General features: G+C 73.0%; 16 protein-coding genes. 11 read left to right on the top strand and 5 right to left on the bottom strand.

What is annotated here, in order from left to right; genetic code table 11:
- Nucleotides 1-38 precede the first annotated feature (38 nt).
- From C8N24_RS10890 to C8N24_RS10860, 7 genes are read left to right on the top strand one after another with little or no spacing between them, the layout of a single operon-like run.
- The gene (locus tag C8N24_RS10890) at nucleotides 39-974 is read left to right on the top strand and encodes an SDR family oxidoreductase (protein ID WP_121250052.1); all 936 of its coding nucleotides are present in this window, start codon (nucleotides 39-41) and stop codon (nucleotides 972-974) included.
- Complete coding sequence (locus C8N24_RS10885; protein ID WP_121250051.1) at nucleotides 971-2038, top strand: N-acetylneuraminate synthase family protein; 1068 nt, start codon at nucleotides 971-973, stop codon at nucleotides 2036-2038. Before C8N24_RS10890 ends, C8N24_RS10885 begins: the two co-directional genes overlap by 4 nt.
- Complete coding sequence (locus C8N24_RS10880; protein WP_121250050.1) at nucleotides 2035-2772, top strand: cytidylyltransferase domain-containing protein; 738 nt, start codon at nucleotides 2035-2037, stop codon at nucleotides 2770-2772. The genes C8N24_RS10885 and C8N24_RS10880 overlap by 4 nt, the downstream gene beginning before the upstream one ends.
- Nucleotides 2769-3713, top strand: coding sequence for a Gfo/Idh/MocA family protein (locus C8N24_RS10875; RefSeq protein WP_121250049.1), 945 nt, complete (start codon nucleotides 2769-2771; stop codon nucleotides 3711-3713). The genes C8N24_RS10880 and C8N24_RS10875 overlap by 4 nt, the downstream gene beginning before the upstream one ends.
- Nucleotides 3710-4984 carry a DegT/DnrJ/EryC1/StrS family aminotransferase gene (locus tag C8N24_RS10870; protein WP_121250048.1) on the top strand — a complete coding sequence of 425 codons (1275 nt, stop codon included), beginning with the start codon at nucleotides 3710-3712 and terminating at the stop codon, nucleotides 4982-4984. Before C8N24_RS10875 ends, C8N24_RS10870 begins: the two co-directional genes overlap by 4 nt.
- Nucleotides 4985-5022: 38 nt before the next feature.
- Entirely contained in the window at nucleotides 5023-5817 is a 795-nt protein-coding gene (locus tag C8N24_RS10865) for a hypothetical protein (RefSeq protein ID WP_121250047.1), read from the top strand.
- Nucleotides 5814-6437, top strand: a complete 624-nt coding sequence (locus tag C8N24_RS10860; RefSeq protein WP_121250046.1) for a pseudaminic acid biosynthesis-associated methylase — start codon at nucleotides 5814-5816, stop codon at nucleotides 6435-6437. The genes C8N24_RS10865 and C8N24_RS10860 overlap by 4 nt, the downstream gene beginning before the upstream one ends.
- Here the strand turns inward: C8N24_RS10860 and C8N24_RS10855 are convergent.
- Nucleotides 6434-7636 (bottom strand): hypothetical protein, encoded by a 1203-nt coding sequence (locus C8N24_RS10855; protein WP_121250045.1) that lies wholly within the window; start codon nucleotides 7634-7636, stop codon nucleotides 6434-6436. The two genes, C8N24_RS10860 and C8N24_RS10855, sit on opposite strands and share 4 nt — an antisense overlap.
- Before the next feature lie 92 nt (nucleotides 7637-7728).
- Here C8N24_RS10855 and C8N24_RS10850 point away from each other — a divergent pair, with 92 nt between their 5' ends.
- Nucleotides 7729-8568 carry a class I SAM-dependent methyltransferase gene (locus tag C8N24_RS10850; protein WP_121250044.1) on the top strand — a complete coding sequence of 280 codons (840 nt, stop codon included), beginning with the start codon at nucleotides 7729-7731 and terminating at the stop codon, nucleotides 8566-8568.
- On the opposite strand, the gene purM is transcribed toward C8N24_RS10850, so the two are convergent.
- Genes purM through C8N24_RS10830 form a run of 4 tightly spaced genes read right to left on the bottom strand, consistent with a single transcriptional unit; the run spans nucleotide 8565 to nucleotide 11427 of the window.
- Entirely contained in the window at nucleotides 8565-9590 is a 1026-nt protein-coding gene (gene purM / locus C8N24_RS10845; protein WP_121250043.1) for a phosphoribosylformylglycinamidine cyclo-ligase, read from the bottom strand. The two genes, C8N24_RS10850 and purM, sit on opposite strands and share 4 nt — an antisense overlap.
- Complete coding sequence (locus C8N24_RS10840; protein WP_147447743.1) at nucleotides 9587-10318, bottom strand: undecaprenyl-diphosphate phosphatase; 732 nt, start codon at nucleotides 10316-10318, stop codon at nucleotides 9587-9589. The genes purM and C8N24_RS10840 overlap by 4 nt, the downstream gene beginning before the upstream one ends.
- A complete protein-coding gene (locus C8N24_RS10835; RefSeq protein WP_147447742.1) occupies nucleotides 10302-10952 on the bottom strand; it encodes a DedA family protein in 651 nt (216 codons plus the stop codon). Before C8N24_RS10835 ends, C8N24_RS10840 begins: the two co-directional genes overlap by 17 nt.
- Before the next feature lie 19 nt (nucleotides 10953-10971).
- Nucleotides 10972-11427, bottom strand: a complete 456-nt coding sequence (locus tag C8N24_RS10830; protein WP_121250040.1) for an STAS domain-containing protein — start codon at nucleotides 11425-11427, stop codon at nucleotides 10972-10974.
- A gap of 109 nt (nucleotides 11428-11536) precedes the next feature.
- On the opposite strand from C8N24_RS10830, the gene C8N24_RS10825 reads away from it, so the two are divergent.
- The 3 genes from C8N24_RS10825 (at nucleotide 11537) to C8N24_RS10815 (ending at nucleotide 15602) form a co-directional block, all read left to right on the top strand.
- Nucleotides 11537-12532 (top strand): DUF354 domain-containing protein, encoded by a 996-nt coding sequence (locus C8N24_RS10825; RefSeq protein WP_121253120.1) that lies wholly within the window; start codon nucleotides 11537-11539, stop codon nucleotides 12530-12532.
- A gap of 98 nt (nucleotides 12533-12630) precedes the next feature.
- Nucleotides 12631-14475: a polysaccharide biosynthesis protein gene (locus tag C8N24_RS10820; protein WP_245971825.1), complete on the top strand. Its 1845-nt coding sequence runs from the start codon at nucleotides 12631-12633 to the stop codon at nucleotides 14473-14475.
- A 20-nt stretch (nucleotides 14476-14495) separates the two neighbouring features.
- Entirely contained in the window at nucleotides 14496-15602 is a 1107-nt protein-coding gene (locus tag C8N24_RS10815) for a LytR C-terminal domain-containing protein (protein ID WP_121250038.1), read from the top strand.
- The last annotated feature ends 2 nt before the right edge of the window (nucleotides 15603-15604 follow it).

The raw sequence follows: 15604 nt of genomic DNA, 5'->3' as shown, positions 1-15604 counted from the left end.
CGCGGCCCGCGCCGCGCCCGTCCCGCTGGGGCGCCCGCGTGAGGCGCGTCGTCGTCACCGGCGCCGGCGGGCTGCTCGGCGCGGCCGTCGCGCGGCACTTCCGTGAGCGGCTGGACGCGGTCGAGGGCTGGTCGCAGACCACGCGCTCGTTGCCTGACGGCACGTCGTTGCGGCCGCTCGACCTGACCACGCCCGACGTGCCCGAGGCCGCGCTGGCGGCGGCGCGGCCCGATCTGGTCGTGCACTGCGCCGCGCTGACCGACGTCGACGGCTGCGAGCGCGACCCCGAGGCCGCACGCGCGCTCAACGCGCTCGCGCCGGGAAGGCTCGCCGCGGCCGCGGCCGCCCTGGGCGCCGGGTTCGTGCACATCTCCACCGACGCCGTGTACGACGGAGAGCGGCCGGGCGAGCACGCCGAGGACGATGCGCCCGGGCCGTGCAACGTGTACGCCCAGACCAAGCTCGAGGGCGAGCAGCTGGTGCTCGACGCGCACCCCGCCGCGCTCGTCCTGCGCACGAACATGCACGGCTGGACGCCGCGCGGGCGGCTCAGCTTTTCCGAGGTGATCCTGCGCGGCCTGGCGCACGGTGAGCCGCTCACGCTGTTCAGCGACGTCACGTTCTCGCCGCTCGTCGTCTCCGACCACGCACGGCTGATCGGCGCGCTCGTCGATCGCGGCGCGTCCGGCATCCTGAACTTCGGCGCCGCCGACGCGGTCACCAAGGAGGCCTTCGGGCACCTGGTGGCGGAGGTCTTCGGCCTGCCGGCGGACCCGATCCAAGGGGTGACGCTCGCGAGCCGCGACCTCACCGCGGCGCGCCCGCGGAACACCGCGCTCGACACCACGCGGCTCACGGCCGCGCTGGGCGCCGAGCCGCCCACCGTCGCCGCCGGCGTGCGCCGGCTGCGCGAGACGATCGCGTCCGCGCGGCCCGAGCTGCGCGATCTGGTGGATGATCAAGGACGACTATGAGCCATGTGACCATCGGCAGCCGGAAGATCGGCCCGGGTGAACCGCTGTACTTCGTCGCCGACGTCGGTGCGAACCACGACGGCAGCCTCGATCGCGCCTACCGCCTGATCGAGCTCGCGGCGGAGGCCGGCGCCGACGCCGCGAAGTTCCAGAACTTCATCGCCCCCAAGATCGTCTCGCGCCGTGGCTTCGAGGAGCTCGGCGCGCAGGTCGCGCACCAGTCCAAGTGGGCCAAGCCGGTGTTCGAGGTCTACGAGGACGCGAGTGTCCCCGAGGACTGGACGCCGCTGCTGGCCGAGCGCTGCCGCGAGGTCGGCGTCGACTACTTCACGAGCCCGTACGACCTCGCGACGGTCGACGCCGTCGACGCCCACGTGCCCGCGTTCAAGATCGGATCGGGCGACATCACCTGGCTGGAGATCGTGCGTCACATCGGCGGGAAGGGCAAGCCGGTGCTGATCGCGGCCGGCGCCTCCGACCAGCTGGACGTCGACCGCGCGCTCGCCGCCCTGCGCGAGCGGACCGACGACATCGTCCTGATGCAGTGCAACACGAACTACACGGCGGACCCGGCGAACCTGCACCACGTCAACCTCGCCGTGCTGGCCGACTGGGCGGTGCGCTACCCGGACGCCGTGCTGGGCCTCTCCGACCACACCGCGGGGCACGTCACCGTGTGCGCGGCGGTGGCGCTCGGCGCGCGCGTGTTCGAGAAGCACTTCACCGACGACAACGACCGCGAAGGCCCCGACCACGCGTTCGCCATGACGCCGGCGAGCTGGCGCGAGATGGTCGACCGGGCGCGCGAGACCGACGCCGCGCTCGGCGACGGCGTCAAGCGCGTCGAGGCGAACGAGCTCGAGGCCGCCGTCGTCCAGCGCCGCGCGTTGCGCTTCGCCCGTGACCTGCCCGCCGGCCACCGCCTCGGTCCGGACGACGTCATCCCCACGCGCCCGTGCCCGGCCGACGGCCTGCCGCCGTACCGGATCGCCGACGTGCTGGGCCGCGACCTGACCGAGGCCGTCAGCGGCGACTCCCTGGTGCGGCTGGAGGGCCTCGCGTGAGGACCGTCGCCACGATCGAGGCGCGGATGACGTCCAGCCGGTTGCCCGGGAAGGTGCTGCTTCCGGCCGCCGGCAAGCCGCTGCTCGAGCACATGATCGAACGGCTGCGACGCGTTCCCGAGCTGGACGAGGTCGTGATCGCGACGACCGAGGATGCGTCGTCGGAGCCGCTGCAGGAGCTGGCCGACCGGCTCGGCGTCGGCTGCTTCCGCGGCAGCGAGGACGACGTGCTGGCGCGGGTGCTGGGCGCGGCGCAGGCGTACGACGCCGAGCTGATCGTCGAGACCACCGGCGACTGCCCGCTGATCGACCCGGCGACGGTCTCGCGCGTGATCGAGCGCTTCCACGCCACCGGCGTCGACTACTGCTCCAACAACCTGGAGCGGACGTTCCCGCGCGGGATGGACACCCAGGCCTTCCCGACCGCGGTGCTGGCCGAGGTCGCCACGTTGACGCAGGACCCGCACGACCGCGAGCACGTGTCGCTCTACATCTACGAGCACCCGGAGCGCTACTCGCTGGAGACCGTCCGGTTCGAGCGGCCCGAGACCGGCGCGTTGCGGCTGACGGTGGACACGGAGGAGGACTACGAGCTCGTGCGGACGATCTTCGACGAGCTGTACCCCGCGAACCCGGCGTTCGGCCTGACCGAGATCCTCGCGCTGCTCGACGCGCGGCCCGAGCTCGCCGCGATCAACCAGCACATCGAGCAGAAGGCGATCCGGCCCACGTGAGGGCCGCGGTGCTCGGCTGCGGGGCGATCGGCGCCGGCAGCGGCGCCGACCCGCACCCGGACGTCGGCGTGATCACCCACGCGGGCGCCTACCAGGCGTGCGCGGACACGGAGCTCGTCGCCGTCTGCGACGCCGACCCCGTCCGCGCCGAGGCCGCGGCGCGGCGCTGGGGCGCGCGCGCCTACACGGACGTCGCGGAGCTGCTGGCCGAGGCGCGGCCGGAGCTCGTCTCCGTCGCCACCCCCGATCCCACGCACGCCGAGCTGCTCGAGCGATGCCTGCGCGCGCCCGGGGTGCGAGCCGTGCTCGCCGAGAAGCCGCTCGCGCTGGAGGTCGAGACGGCGCGGGCGCTCGTCGCCCTGGCGCGCGAGCGCGGCGTCGCGCTGGCCGTCAACTACAGCCGCCGCTTCGCGCCCGCGTTCCAGCGCCTGCGCGCGGACCTGGGGATCGGCACCCTGCAGCACGTGAGCGGGCTCTACGTCAAAGGCCTCGCCCACAACGGCACGCACTGGCTGGACCTGCTGCGGATGCTGGCCGGCGACCCCGTCGTGACCAGCGGACGCGACCGGTTGGGCGAACCCGGCCCGGACCCGACCCTCGACGCCGAGCTCGCGCTGCCCGGGGGCGCGCACGCGCGGCTCGCCGGGCTCGACACGCAGCGATTCACCGCGTTCGAGATGGACCTGGTGGGCACCCTGGGGCGTGTGCGGATCACCGAGTCCGGCCACGTCATCGAGCGGTTCGCCGTCGCCGACGACCCGCGTCACCCCGGCTATCGCGTGCTGGTGGCGGACGAGCGGACGACCGGCGCGCTGCGCGACACGACGCTGCACGCCGTCACCCAGCTCGTGCGCGGCGAGACCGCCTGCACGGGTGAGGACGGCGTCGCCGCCCTGGAGCTGGTCGAGGCCGTCCGCGAGCTAGCCTTCGCCCAGCCATGACCGCCACCGCCGACACCACCCTCGCGATCCACGGCGGCACGCCCGTCCGCTCGCAGCCCTTCCCGCCGCGCCCCGGAGTGGGCGAGGCCGAACGCCGGGCCGTCGCCGAGGTGATGGAGTCCGGCGTCCTGTCCCAGTTCATCGGCGCATGGGGCGAGGACTTCGCCGGCGGGCCGCGCGTGCAGTCGCTCGAGCGGGCGTGGCGCGAGCGCTTCGGCGTGCGCCACGCGCTGTCGCTGAACTCCGCGACGTCCGCGCTCAACGCGGCGGCCGCGGCGGCCGGCGTCGGTCCCGGCGACGAGGTCATCGTCTCGCCCTACACGATGTCCGCGTCCGCGGTGTGCGCGCTCGTGCACGGCGCGATCCCGGTCTTCGCCGACATCGACGAGCGCACGTTCTGCCTCGACCCCGAGTCGATCCGCGCGCGCATCACGCCGCGCACCAAGGCGATCGTCGCGGTCGACATCTTCGGCTGCCCGGCCGACTGGGACGCGATCATGCGGATCGCCGACGAGCACGGCCTGGTCGTGATCGAGGACGCCGCGCAGGCCCCGGGCGCCGAGCTGAACGGGCGTCCGGCGGGGACGCTCGGGCACATCGGCGTCTTCAGCCTCAACTACCACAAGACGATCCAGTGCGGCGAGGGCGGCGTGGCCGTCACGAACGACGACGCGCTGGCCGAGCGGCTCGCGCTGGCGCGCAACCACGGCGAGGCCGTCGTCGGCGACATGGGCTCACCGCACGCGGACATCCTCGGTTTCAACTACCGGATGGGCGAGCTGGAGGCGGCGATCGCCGAGCAGCAGCTCGCGCGCCTGGACGAGCTCACCGCCCCGCGGATCGCCAACGCGGACCGGCTCACCGCCGGGCTCGCCGACCTCGAGGGCGTCGTCCCGCCGCACGTGCCCGAGGGCGCCAAGCACGTCTACTACCTGCACGTGGTGCGGTTGGACGAGCAGGCGCTGGGCGTGCCGCGCGCCGCGTTCGCGGCGGCGCTCAAGGCCGAGGGCGTGCCCGTGACCGAGGGCTACGTGGACCCGCTGTACCGGCAGCCGCTGTACCGGCAGCGCGCGGCGTGGGCGTTCTCGGACCCGCGCAACGACGGGCTCGGCCGCTACGACGACGGCGAGTGCCCGACGTGCGAGCGCATGCGCGATCACGAGGTGCTCTTCCACCCGCTCGTCCACGGCGGCCTGAGCGACGCCGACGTCGACGACATCGTCGCCGCCTTCCGCAAGGTGCACGCCCGGCGGGGCGCGCTGGTGCGCTGAAGCTCCTCGTCGTAGCCCACGACGCCGGCGGGGCCGAGGTGATCTCGGCCTGGCTGCGCCGTCGCGACGCCGACGCGTCGTTCCGCCTCGACGGGCCGGCGCGCGGCATCTTCGCCCGCAAGCTGCCGGCGCTGCCCGAGCAGGAGGAGCCGACCGGCGCGTTCGACCTGGTCCTGTGCGGCTCGAGCGTCTCCTCCACGCTCGAACGTGACGCGGTCGCGGAAGCGCGGGCCGCGGGCGTGCGCTGCGCGGTCTGGCTGGACCACTGGATGAACTACCCGGCGCGCTTCGACGCGCTGCCCGACGAGCTGTGGGTCTGCGACGAGCACGCCGAGCGGATCGCCCGCGAGACGGTGCCCGGCCCGCCGGTGATCGTGCGCGGCAACCCGTACGTGGAGGACGCGGCGGCCGAGATCCGCGCGCTGGAGACGCCGCGCACGGGACGCAGCGTCCTGTACGTCACGGAGCCGACGTCGGTCGCGGCCGAGCGCGCCACGGGCGATCCGCTCGGCTGGGGCTATGAGGAGCGGGCCGCGCTGCGCGGCTACCTGGCGGCGCGTCCGGGCCCGCTGCGCCTGCGCACGCACCCGGCGGAGCCCGAGGGCAAGTACGCCGACATCGTCGCCGAGCACGGGCTGGAGCTGAGCGCCGGGCGCTCGCTGGCGCAGGACATCGCCTGGGCGGACACCGTCGTCGGCTGCGACACGATGGCGATGGCGGTCGCGCTCGCCGCGGGCCGGCGCGTCGTGTCGGCGATCCCGCCGGGCGGCCGGCCGCTCACCTTGCCCTTCACCGAGATCGAGCGGTTGTTCGTGGCATCATCCGGCGCATGAGTGAAAGCGGTGAAGTCGAGCGCCTCGAGGCGCTCTGGCGCGACGATTTCGGAGATCGCTACGTCGAGCGCAACCGGGCTGCGGCTGAGCACCGCGAGCCGTTCTGGAAGTGGCTGCACGAGGCGTTCCCGTTCGAGAGCGTGCTCGAGGTCGGGTGCAACCTGGGCGGGAACCTGCACTGGCTCGCCCAGCTCGTGGACCCGACTCGGGTCGTCGGCGTGGACATCAACGCCCAGGCGCTGCGCGAGGTGCGGCAGACGCTGCCGGACGTCAACGCGGTCAAGGCCTCGGCCCGCTCGCTGCCCTTCCGGGACGCGCAGTTCGACCTGACGTTCACCACGACCGTGCTGATCCACCAGCCGCCGGACGCGCTGCCGATCGTCATGAACGAGGTCGTGCGGACGTCGCGGCGCTACGTGCTGTGCGGCGAGTACCACGCGGACGAGCTCGAGGAGGTGCCCTACCGCGGCGAGCGCGGGGCGCTCTTCAAGCGCGACTGGGGCGCGCTCTACCAGCACCTGTTCCCGGAGCTGAAGCTCCTCGACAAGCGCTTCGAGGCGGCCCAGCCGGACGGCAGCGGCTGGGACGACGTGACGTTCTGGCTCTTCGAGAAGCGCTAGAAGCGCGGGAGCTTGCCGATCTCGCCCGCGGACGGCCACTCGCTGAGCAGCGCATCCGCGCGCTCGGCGAGGGCACGGTCGACCGCGGGTGAGCTGGGCAGCGGCACGAGCAGGATGTCCGGCACGCGGGCGTCGTCGAGGCCTGAGGCCGTGAGCGCGTCCTGCGCCAGCGCCAGCAGGTCCTCGGCGGGCAGGCCGGGCGCCCACAGCATGAGCGTGGCGTCGTCGTCCGGGCCGACCTTCTCGGCGTAGGCGCGCAGCAGCTCCGGCTTCTCGGCCAGCTCGTCGGCGAGCGCGAGGGTGGCGACCGAGCGCGTCGGGTCGATCCGGACCGGCGTCGGGCCGCCGATCACGAGCCGCTCGAGCAGCTGCACTACCGCGTACGGGTCGTACGGCTTGCCGACGAACCGGCGCTTCCAGTGCGCGATCGCGTCCTCGCTGCGGGCCGCGACGTGCAGCAGCTCGTCGAGCGGGCCGTGCTTCGGGTCCAGCGGGTAGCCGTTGTAGTCCTCGTAGAGCGCGAGCCGCTTCGGCGGGACCGGCTCCTCGTCCGGCAGGCCCCACGCGAGCTCGTGCTGGCCGTAGATCACGGTCGGCGTGCCGCGCGCGATCGCCAGCGTCGGGAAGGTGCCGTCGCCGGCGACGATCGCGTCCGCCGAGTCGATCTCGACGAACTCGGCGCGCCCGCGGCCGTTGACGTAGGTGACGCCATCCGCCTCCCACAGGCCATTGGACTCGAGCGAGTTGATGTGCCGGACCGTGAGGTTCCACGGGCCCTTGAGCAGCTCGCTGAAGACCTGGCGGTTCATCTCGCGCCGGTGCTCCATCATCGAGCCGTCCCCGTTGGGGTGCGTCGGGGCGAAGACGACGTTGCGCACGTCGGTGCAGGCGCGGAACGGCCGCTGCTCGCACTGGTGCCAGCCGATCACGTGCACCTCGCGCGGGTCGCCGAGCCGGCGCATCACCTCGGCCTGGCCGACGCCGGTGACCAGGTTGGCGAGGAAGCGCGGGTCGGGGTCGAACAGCCCGTCGTAGCTGAGCATCGCCGAGCCCGCGCCGTGCGGGTACAGGATCAGCTTCGAGCCCGCCTCGGCGAAGCTCTCGATGATCGGCTCGTACTGGTAGCCCGGCACGTCGAGGTCGATGAGCAGCAGGTCCGCGGGCGGCTGGCCCGTGAACTCGTGGCTACCGGCGTGCAACGCGCTCGTCAGGAAGCGAGACTCGCCCCGGTGGTCTTTTACGGCGATCTTGAGGCGACGACTCACAGTTCGGCCTGGCATTCTGCCAGGCGATGAGCGTGACGCGCACCGAGATCGCCCTTGACGACCTGCCGCGCTGGTCCCCGTGGCCCGCACGACTGCTGGGATTGACGGGCCAGGCCCGCGAGCCGCGGACGCCCGAGAGCATCCTGCGCGAGTACGACCGCGACAAGTACGGCACGCTCATGCGCGCCCTGGACGCCGACCCGTCGCTGAGCTTGGAGGCGATCAAGCGGCTCGAGCTGGGGGACCCGGAGACGCCGGTCGCGGTCTCGCTCGACGAGCAGCTGCTCGTCGAGCCGATCGGCGCGGCGTTCGACCGCGCGACCGCGCTGCTGCTCGACTTCGTCGGCCCGCACCTGGCCGGCGCCGCCTCCGTGGTCGACCTGGGCTGCGGCTACGGCTACCACCTGGCGCGGATCGCCGAGCTGGCGCCCGAGCTGCACGTCGCGGGCGGCGAGTTCGCTCCCGCCGGCCGCGCGCTCGCGCAGCGCCTGCACACGTTCCCGGTCGGGCCGGTGGACCTCGTCGCCGGTGACGCGGAGCCGCTCGAGCAGGCGACCGGACCGGTCGTCGTGGTGCTCTCGATGGTCCTCCATCAGCTCCCCACCGCCGCCACGGCCGTGGAGACGCTCGCCCGCCACCGCGACAAGATCGACCGCGTCCTGGTCTACGACGCGCTCGCCGGCGTGCAGCCCGACTCGCTGCTCGGGCTCCTGCGCCGCCGCTACATCGAGCTCAACCACTACAGCTGGGATCTGCTCGAGGTGCTCGACGCGCGCGACGACGTCGAGGTCCTCGAGCTGCGGCCGAACGTGATCGGGACGAACGCGCTGCTGCCGGGCTCGTTCGCCGCCTGGCGCTTCCGCTAGTAGCCGGGTGCGGTCACGGTGCCGGCCTGGTCGGTGACCGTGCCGATCCGGCGGGCGCCGGGGTGGTGCTGGGCGAGGATCGCCGTCGCGGCGTCGGCCTGGTCGGCGGGGACGACGGCGACGAAGCCGCAGCCCATGTTGAAGACCTCCCACGCCTCGGACGTGGAGATCTTGCCGCGCTCCATGACGAAGGCGATGATCGGGGCGTTCGGCAACGGGTCCTCGATCGCGAAGCCGACGCGCTCGTTGAGGCGCTTGAGGTTCAGCAGCCCGCCACCCGTGATGTGGGCGAGGCCGCGGACGTCCACGTCGCTGCGCACGAGCTCGAGCGCCGCGCGGACGTAGATCACGGTCGGCTCGAGCAGCGCGTCCGCGAGCGTGCCGCCCTCGAACGCCTGGTCGAGCGGCAGCCCTTCGACGACCTTGCGCGCGAGCGTGTACGAGTTCGAGTGCAGCCCGCTCGACGGCACGCCGATCAGCGCGTCGCCCGACGCGATCGTCTCGCCCGTGACCATCGCGTCCAGCGCGACCGTGCCGAAGCACGTGGCGGTCAGGTCGAAGCCGTTCGGTGACGGATGGCCGCGGATCAGCTCGGGCAGGATCGCGACCTCGCCGCCCGGGATCTCCACGCCCGCGAGCTCGGCGCCGCGCTTGAGGCCGACGCCGATCTGCTCCATCACGGCCGGGTCGGCCTGCTCGACCGCGAGGTAGTCCAGCAGCGCGATCGGCTCCGCGCCCACGCAGACGACGTCGTTGACGTTCATCGCCACGCAGTCGATGCCGACGGTGTCGTAGCGCCCGGTCTGCTCGGCCAGGATCAGCTTGGAGCCGACGCCGTCCGTCCCGACCGCGATGCCGAGGTTCGGCGCCACCTCCAGCACGGCGGCGTAGTGGCCGCTGGCGAGGCGCGAGCGTGACGCCCGACCCGGATCGATGGTCTTGAGGACGGACACCAACGCCGTGACGGCGCGGTCGGCTCCGTGTTGGTCGACTCCTGCCTGGGCGTACGCGTCGGTGCTCACGATCGCCGACCGTAGCGCACGAGTGCCGCGAGCGCGGTCCGTTCGAGGGCGAACGGCCACAACCGGCCACGCTCGAGCCCGAACGCCCCCAGCGCGATCCGCGTTCCCGCGAACGACGCCGCCACGCCGACGGCCAGCACCTGCGGATCGGCGGTCCGGCGTCCGCGCCAGGCCTTCAGCGCGGTCGCGCCGACGAGCACGGGCCCGGCCACCCCGAACGACAGCCGCGACGCCTCGGCGCGCGAGTAGCCGAGCGCGCGGGCCGCGGCCAGGGTCGCGCCGGACCGCGACACGCCCGGGATCAGCGCCAAGGCCTGCGCGAGCCCGAGCCACCACCCGGGCTCACCCGGGGACTCCCGCACGGGTCGCGAGTCGGCGAGGGCCAGCGCGGCGGCCCCCAGCAGCAGCCCCGGCACGAGGCCGCCCATGCGCTCCTCGATCGCCCGCTCGAACAGCCCGCCGACGACCACGGGCGGCGCCAGCGACAGCGCGAGCGTGCGCGCGTCCGGCAGCAGACGCAGCAACTCCGGGGCGAGCGCGAGCGCCGCGCCGGCGTGCAGCGCCACCTCGAGCTCCTTGCGCCGCGCCGCGTCCCACGTGGCCACGTCCCACCCGAGCAGCCGCGGCACCGCCGCGACGTGCGCGGAGGACGAGACCGGCAGCAGCTCGGCGGCGCCCTGGATCAGCCCGAGCGCCGCGACCTGCGCGAGCTCAGGCGGACGGCGCATCGGCGGCCGGCCCGGCGTCCCCACGCCCGCGCCGCCACCGGAAGAACAGCCACGCGGCGCCGACGATGATCACCGCGACCACCGCGTAGTCGATGTAGTGCAGGCTGTCCTTCCAGGACTCCCAGCGGTCACCGGCCTGCTGGCCGATGAACACGAGCGCGAACACCCACGGGATGCAGCCGAGCGTGGTCAGCAGCGTGAAGCGCCAGAACGGCATCTTGGCCACGCCGGCGGGCAGCGAGATGAACGTCCGCACGATCGGCAGCATCCGCGAGAAGAACACGGTCGCGTCGCCGTGGCGCTCGAACCAGCGGTCCGCGGTCGCGAGGTGGTGCTGCTTGATCAGGACCTTGCGGCCGTGCTTCTCGATCAGGTCCACGCGCCCGAAGTAGCCGACTGCGTACGCGATCCACGAGCCGACGACGTTCGCCGCGACGCCCACGAACGTCGCCAGGAGCAGCGAGTACTCACCCTCGGCGACGTTGAAGCCGGCGAACAGCATCGTCGCCTCCGACGGGATCGGCAGGCACGCGCTCTCGCCCAGCATGAGCAGGAACACGCCGACCAGCCCCATCTCGCGGACGACGTCCACGGCGACATTGACGATCGGATCGGTTATGGACGCGAGAAGCACGCGCCGCAGGGTAGAGCAGCTAGTGCGGTTCGATCCTTGGGAGTTGCAAAGACGTGATCCGCTGCTTGGCGCGGCGGATGTCCGTCTTGGGGCGCAGCATCTTGAGGATCATCACGGCCTGGTCGACGTTCGCGGCGACCGCCGGGCGGTGCGCGACGTCGTAGGCGGCGAGGCGCTGCGCGACGTGCCGCTGGGCGCCCGCGACGATCAACTCGCCCTTGCGCGAGCGCAGCGCGCCCGCGGCGTCGACGAGGCCCTCGAGCACGAGGTCGGACACGACGGCCGCCTCGCTCAGGTCGAGGATCAGCCAGCGCACGCCCCCGGCGAGCGCGGCCTCGATCCGGCGGCTCAGCTCGGAGATGTCCTCCAGCGCCCCCGCGACGTCGATCTGGTGCACGACGTCGTCGAGCCGGTGCTCCTTGAAGCCAACGGAGCCGGGCTTGGGTACGGCTCGCAGGGACTGAGACGTGAACATGGCTGGACGGTGCGGCGCGGGCCGGCCCCGAGAGCGTATGGCGCGCGCGGCTCGGCCGTCAAGCCTGGGCGCGTCCGCAAGCGAACTTGCCGCAACTACAGTGCACGCCGTGCGCGTCTGGATCGACCTCACGAACTCCCCGCACGTGCTGGTGATGCGGCCCGTGATCGAGGAGCTCCGCCGCCGCGGCGACGAGGTGCTGATCACCGCGCGGGACTTCGCCCAGACGCTCGGGCTGCTCGAGCGCTTCCGGCTCGACCACACGGCGATCGGCCATCACCGCGGCGGCCGGCTCGCGGCCAAGGGCCTCGGCCTGGTCTCGCGCTCGGGCGCGCTCACGCGCTGGGCGAGCGGGCGCAGGATCGACCTGGCGCTCGGTCACGGGTCCAACGACATCTCGGTGGCGGCCAAGCTGCTGCGGATCCCGTCGGTGACCGCGTTCGACTACGAGTGGGCCCGCCAGCAGCACGCGATCAACTGCCGGCTGGCGTCGGGGATCGTCGTCCCGGACGTGATCCCGCTCGAGCGCTTGAAGCCGTACGGGGCGACGCCGCAGAAGATCCGCGCCTACGCGGGGCTGAAGGAGGAGTACTACCTCGCCGACTTCGAGCCGGACCCGGCGGTGCTCGCCGAGCTCTCGCTGGACTCCGCGCTGCCGATCGCGGTCGTGCGCACCCCGCCCGCGGTCTCGCTCTACCACCGCTTCGACGCGCCCGTGTTCACGCAGGTGCTGCACCGGCTGAAGGGCGGGCAGGTGGTCGTGCTGCCGCGGACGGAGGAGCAGCGCGCCGAGCTGGCGCGTGAGGGGGGCTTCATCGTCCCCGAGCGCGCGATCGACGCGCAGTCGCTGATCGCCTACGCCGACCTGGTGATCTCCGCGGGCGGGACGATGAACCGCGAGGCGGTCGCGCTCGGCACGCCCGTGTGGACGACGTTCGAGGGCACGCTCGGCGCCGTCGACGAGGCGCTGATCGCCACCGGGCGCCTGCGGCACCTCGAGCGCGCGGAGGACGTGGTGTTCGCCAAGCGCGACCCGGCGACCGCTCCGGAGCGTGTCCGGCGCGACCCGAAGGTCTTCACGGACCTGTTTGTTGGCGCGCGTTAGCGCAGCGTCTTCGCGCCGCGCCGCCCAATACACTGCTCGGGATGCGCCGCCGGCTCCGTAGCGCGGCCTTTCCGATCCATCGCCACGCTGTTCCGCAGGTGGCCTTGGACGCAGGGCTGGTCGCGCTGGCTTACTACCTTGCCTTCTGGTTCCGCTTCGACGGCGATCTGCCGTCCCGGTATTCCAGCTTGTTCTGGCGGACGCTCACGTTCGCGATCGTCGGCTCGATCGTCTGCTTCGCGGTCGTCGGCATGTACCGGCACTGGATGCGGTACTCGTCGCAGCGCGAGTACCTGAAGATCGCCGAGGGCACGGTCATCGCCGTCCTCGTGCTGGTCGGCTACGTCGCGATCGTCCAGCCCGTGCTCGTCGTCTCCACGGACGGCCTGCGCCCGCTGTCGATCCCGGCCGGCGTGCTGCTCGGGTACGGGCTGCTGCTGGGCGCGCTGCTCACGGGCTCGCGCTTCGTCGCCCACCTGATCTTCATGCGCGGGATCTCCGGCTGGCGCACGCGTCGCAACGGCCGCAAGGTCCTGATCATCGGCGCCGGCAGCGGCGGCCATCTCCTCGACGGCGAGCTGCGCAAGAACCCGGACCTCGGCTACCGCCCGGTCGGCTTCGTCGACGACAACAAGAAGGGGCCGGACGTCTTCGGCACCACCTTCCAGCTCGACGAGGTGCTCGAGGACGTCGAGCCCGACGAGGTGATGATCGCCATCCCGTCGGCTTCCGGCGAGTTGCGCGGACGCGTCGTCCGGGCGTGCCGGGAGCGCGGCGTGCCGGTGCGGACGGTCCCCACGGTGTTCGAGCTGCTGCAGAACGGCAACCGGCTCACCCGCCAGCTGCGCGAGGTGCGCGTCGAGGACGTGCTCGGCCGCAACCCGGTGCGGATGGAGATCGAGGCGGTCGGCAACTACCTGCGTGACCAGCGCGTGCTCGTCACGGGCGCGGGCGGGTCGATCGGCGCGGAGATCTGCCGCCAGATCGCCCGTGTGAACCCGAGCCGGATCGTGCTGGTCGACCACAGCGAGGCGAACCTGTTCGAGATCGAGCGCGAGCTCGTCGACGAGCGGCACGTGCTCACCACCGTCTCCGTCCTCGCGGACGTCAAGGACGAGGAGCGCATGCGCGAGGTGTTCGCCGAGCACCGGCCCGACGTCGTCTTCCACGCCGCCGCGTACAAGCACGTGGGGCTGATGGAGTCCAACCCGATCGAGGCCGTGCGCAACAACGCGCTGGCCACCCGCGCGCTGACGACGGTCGCGGGCGACGCGGGCGTCGACACCTTCGTGCTCATCTCCACCGACAAGGCCGTCGCCCCGGCGACCGTCATGGGCGCGTCCAAGGCGCTCGCCGAGTGGGCCGTGGAGGCCGCGAACGCGCGCTTCCCGGAGACGAGCTTCTGCGCGGTGCGCTTCGGCAACGTGCTCGGCTCCTCCGGCTCGGTCGTGCCGATCTTCCGGCGCCAGATCGCGGCGGGCGGTCCGCTGACGGTGACCGACCCGGAGATGACCCGGTTCTTCATGACCATCCCGGAGGCCGTCCAGCTCGTCATCCGCTCCGGCTCGCTGGCCCGCGGTGGCGAGGTCTACGCGCTGGACATGGGCGAGCCGGTGGCGATCATGGAGCTGGCCAAGCAGATGATCGAGTTCTCGGGCCTGAAGGTCGGCGAGGACATCGGCATCGAGATCATCGGCCGGCGTCCGGGCGAGAAGTTGCACGAGCAGCTCTTCAACTCGTACGAGACCCCTGAGCCGACCCCGGCCGAGCGCATCCGCCGCGCCGCCCGTCCGGCCGTGGATCCCGCATGGGTGGAGTACGTGTTCGACAAGGTCGGACTGCTCGTCGCGGAAGGCGACGCGGCCGCTCTCGCGGTCGCCGTGGCGGAGCTCTCGACCGGCCGGACGACGCCCGCACAGCCGTCCGGCGACGCGGCCTCCTAGACTTCTGGGCTCCGGCTCCCATGGTCTTCCTCGCGTTCTCGCTCCAGGAGCAGGTCGAGAAGTACGGTGCCTACATCGGCATCGCCGCCTTCTTCGGCCTTGCTGTGCTCACGCTGCTCTACTTCGCCCAGGCGCGCGAGGTCAAGCGCCTGCGTGAATGGGCGGGGCGTGCCCCGGAGCGGGCCGCGGAGCTCGAGCAGGCCGGCTACGCGCAGGAGGTGCGTCGCGCCCCGGCCGCGCAGCCCGTCGCGGCGCAGCCGCAGCGCGTCGTGCAGGCGCAGCCCGTCACGGCCGCGCCCGCGAACGGCACGGTCCAGCTCAAGCCGGAAGAGGTCGCCGCGCTCGCGTTCGCGCGTGCCGCCGGCGTGCACGAGCCGCACGAGCCCAAGCACCACGCGGCCCCGGCCGCCGTGGCCGCCAGCGCCGTCGCGGCCTCCCAGACCGTCGCGGACGTCCCCCCGGCGCCGACGCCGTCCACCAACGGCGGTGGCGGGCACGTGCCGCCGCCTCCGGCCACGCCGGCGGCCCGCCGGGTCGAGCCGCTCCCGCCGCGACGCACGCAGCAGCCGCCGCCCCGTCGTGGCGGCGCTGCTCCGCCACCACGCCGTGACAACGGCGCGCGCGGGATCATCATCGGCGCGATCCTCGCGGTGCTGGTGATCGCCGCGGTCGCCTACGGCTTCATGCAGATGGGCGGCGACGACGACCCGAACGCGCGCCAGCCGAACGTCACGAGCACGCCGACGCCGGAGGGCGACGGCGAGGGTGCGGCCGACGCGACGCCGACGCCGGCGCCGGGCGTGACCAAGGAAGACGCGCAGATCGTCGTCTTCAACGCCACCACCACCGGCCAGCTCGCCGCCAAGTACAAGCGCGAGCTCGTCGCCGACGGCTACCCCGACGGCAACATCGAGCCCGCCACGCTCGGCGAGGCCGGTCAGACCACCACTTCCACCGTGATGTACGCCCGCGGCGACAAGGCCGCCGCCGAGCAGGTCGCCGACGTGCTCGGGATCGAGCGTGTCGAGCAGCTCTCGGAGGAGATCCAGGGCCAGGCGAGCGCCGTCGCGGACGGCCGCGAGTGGAACGTGGTCGCGATCATTGGCCAAGACAAGTCCACCGGCTGAGC

It is taken from the genome of Solirubrobacter pauli, from assembly GCF_003633755.1.
Lineage (GTDB): Bacteria > Actinomycetota > Thermoleophilia > Solirubrobacterales > Solirubrobacteraceae > Solirubrobacter > Solirubrobacter pauli.
This window is presented reverse-complemented; position numbering and strand designations above follow the sequence as displayed.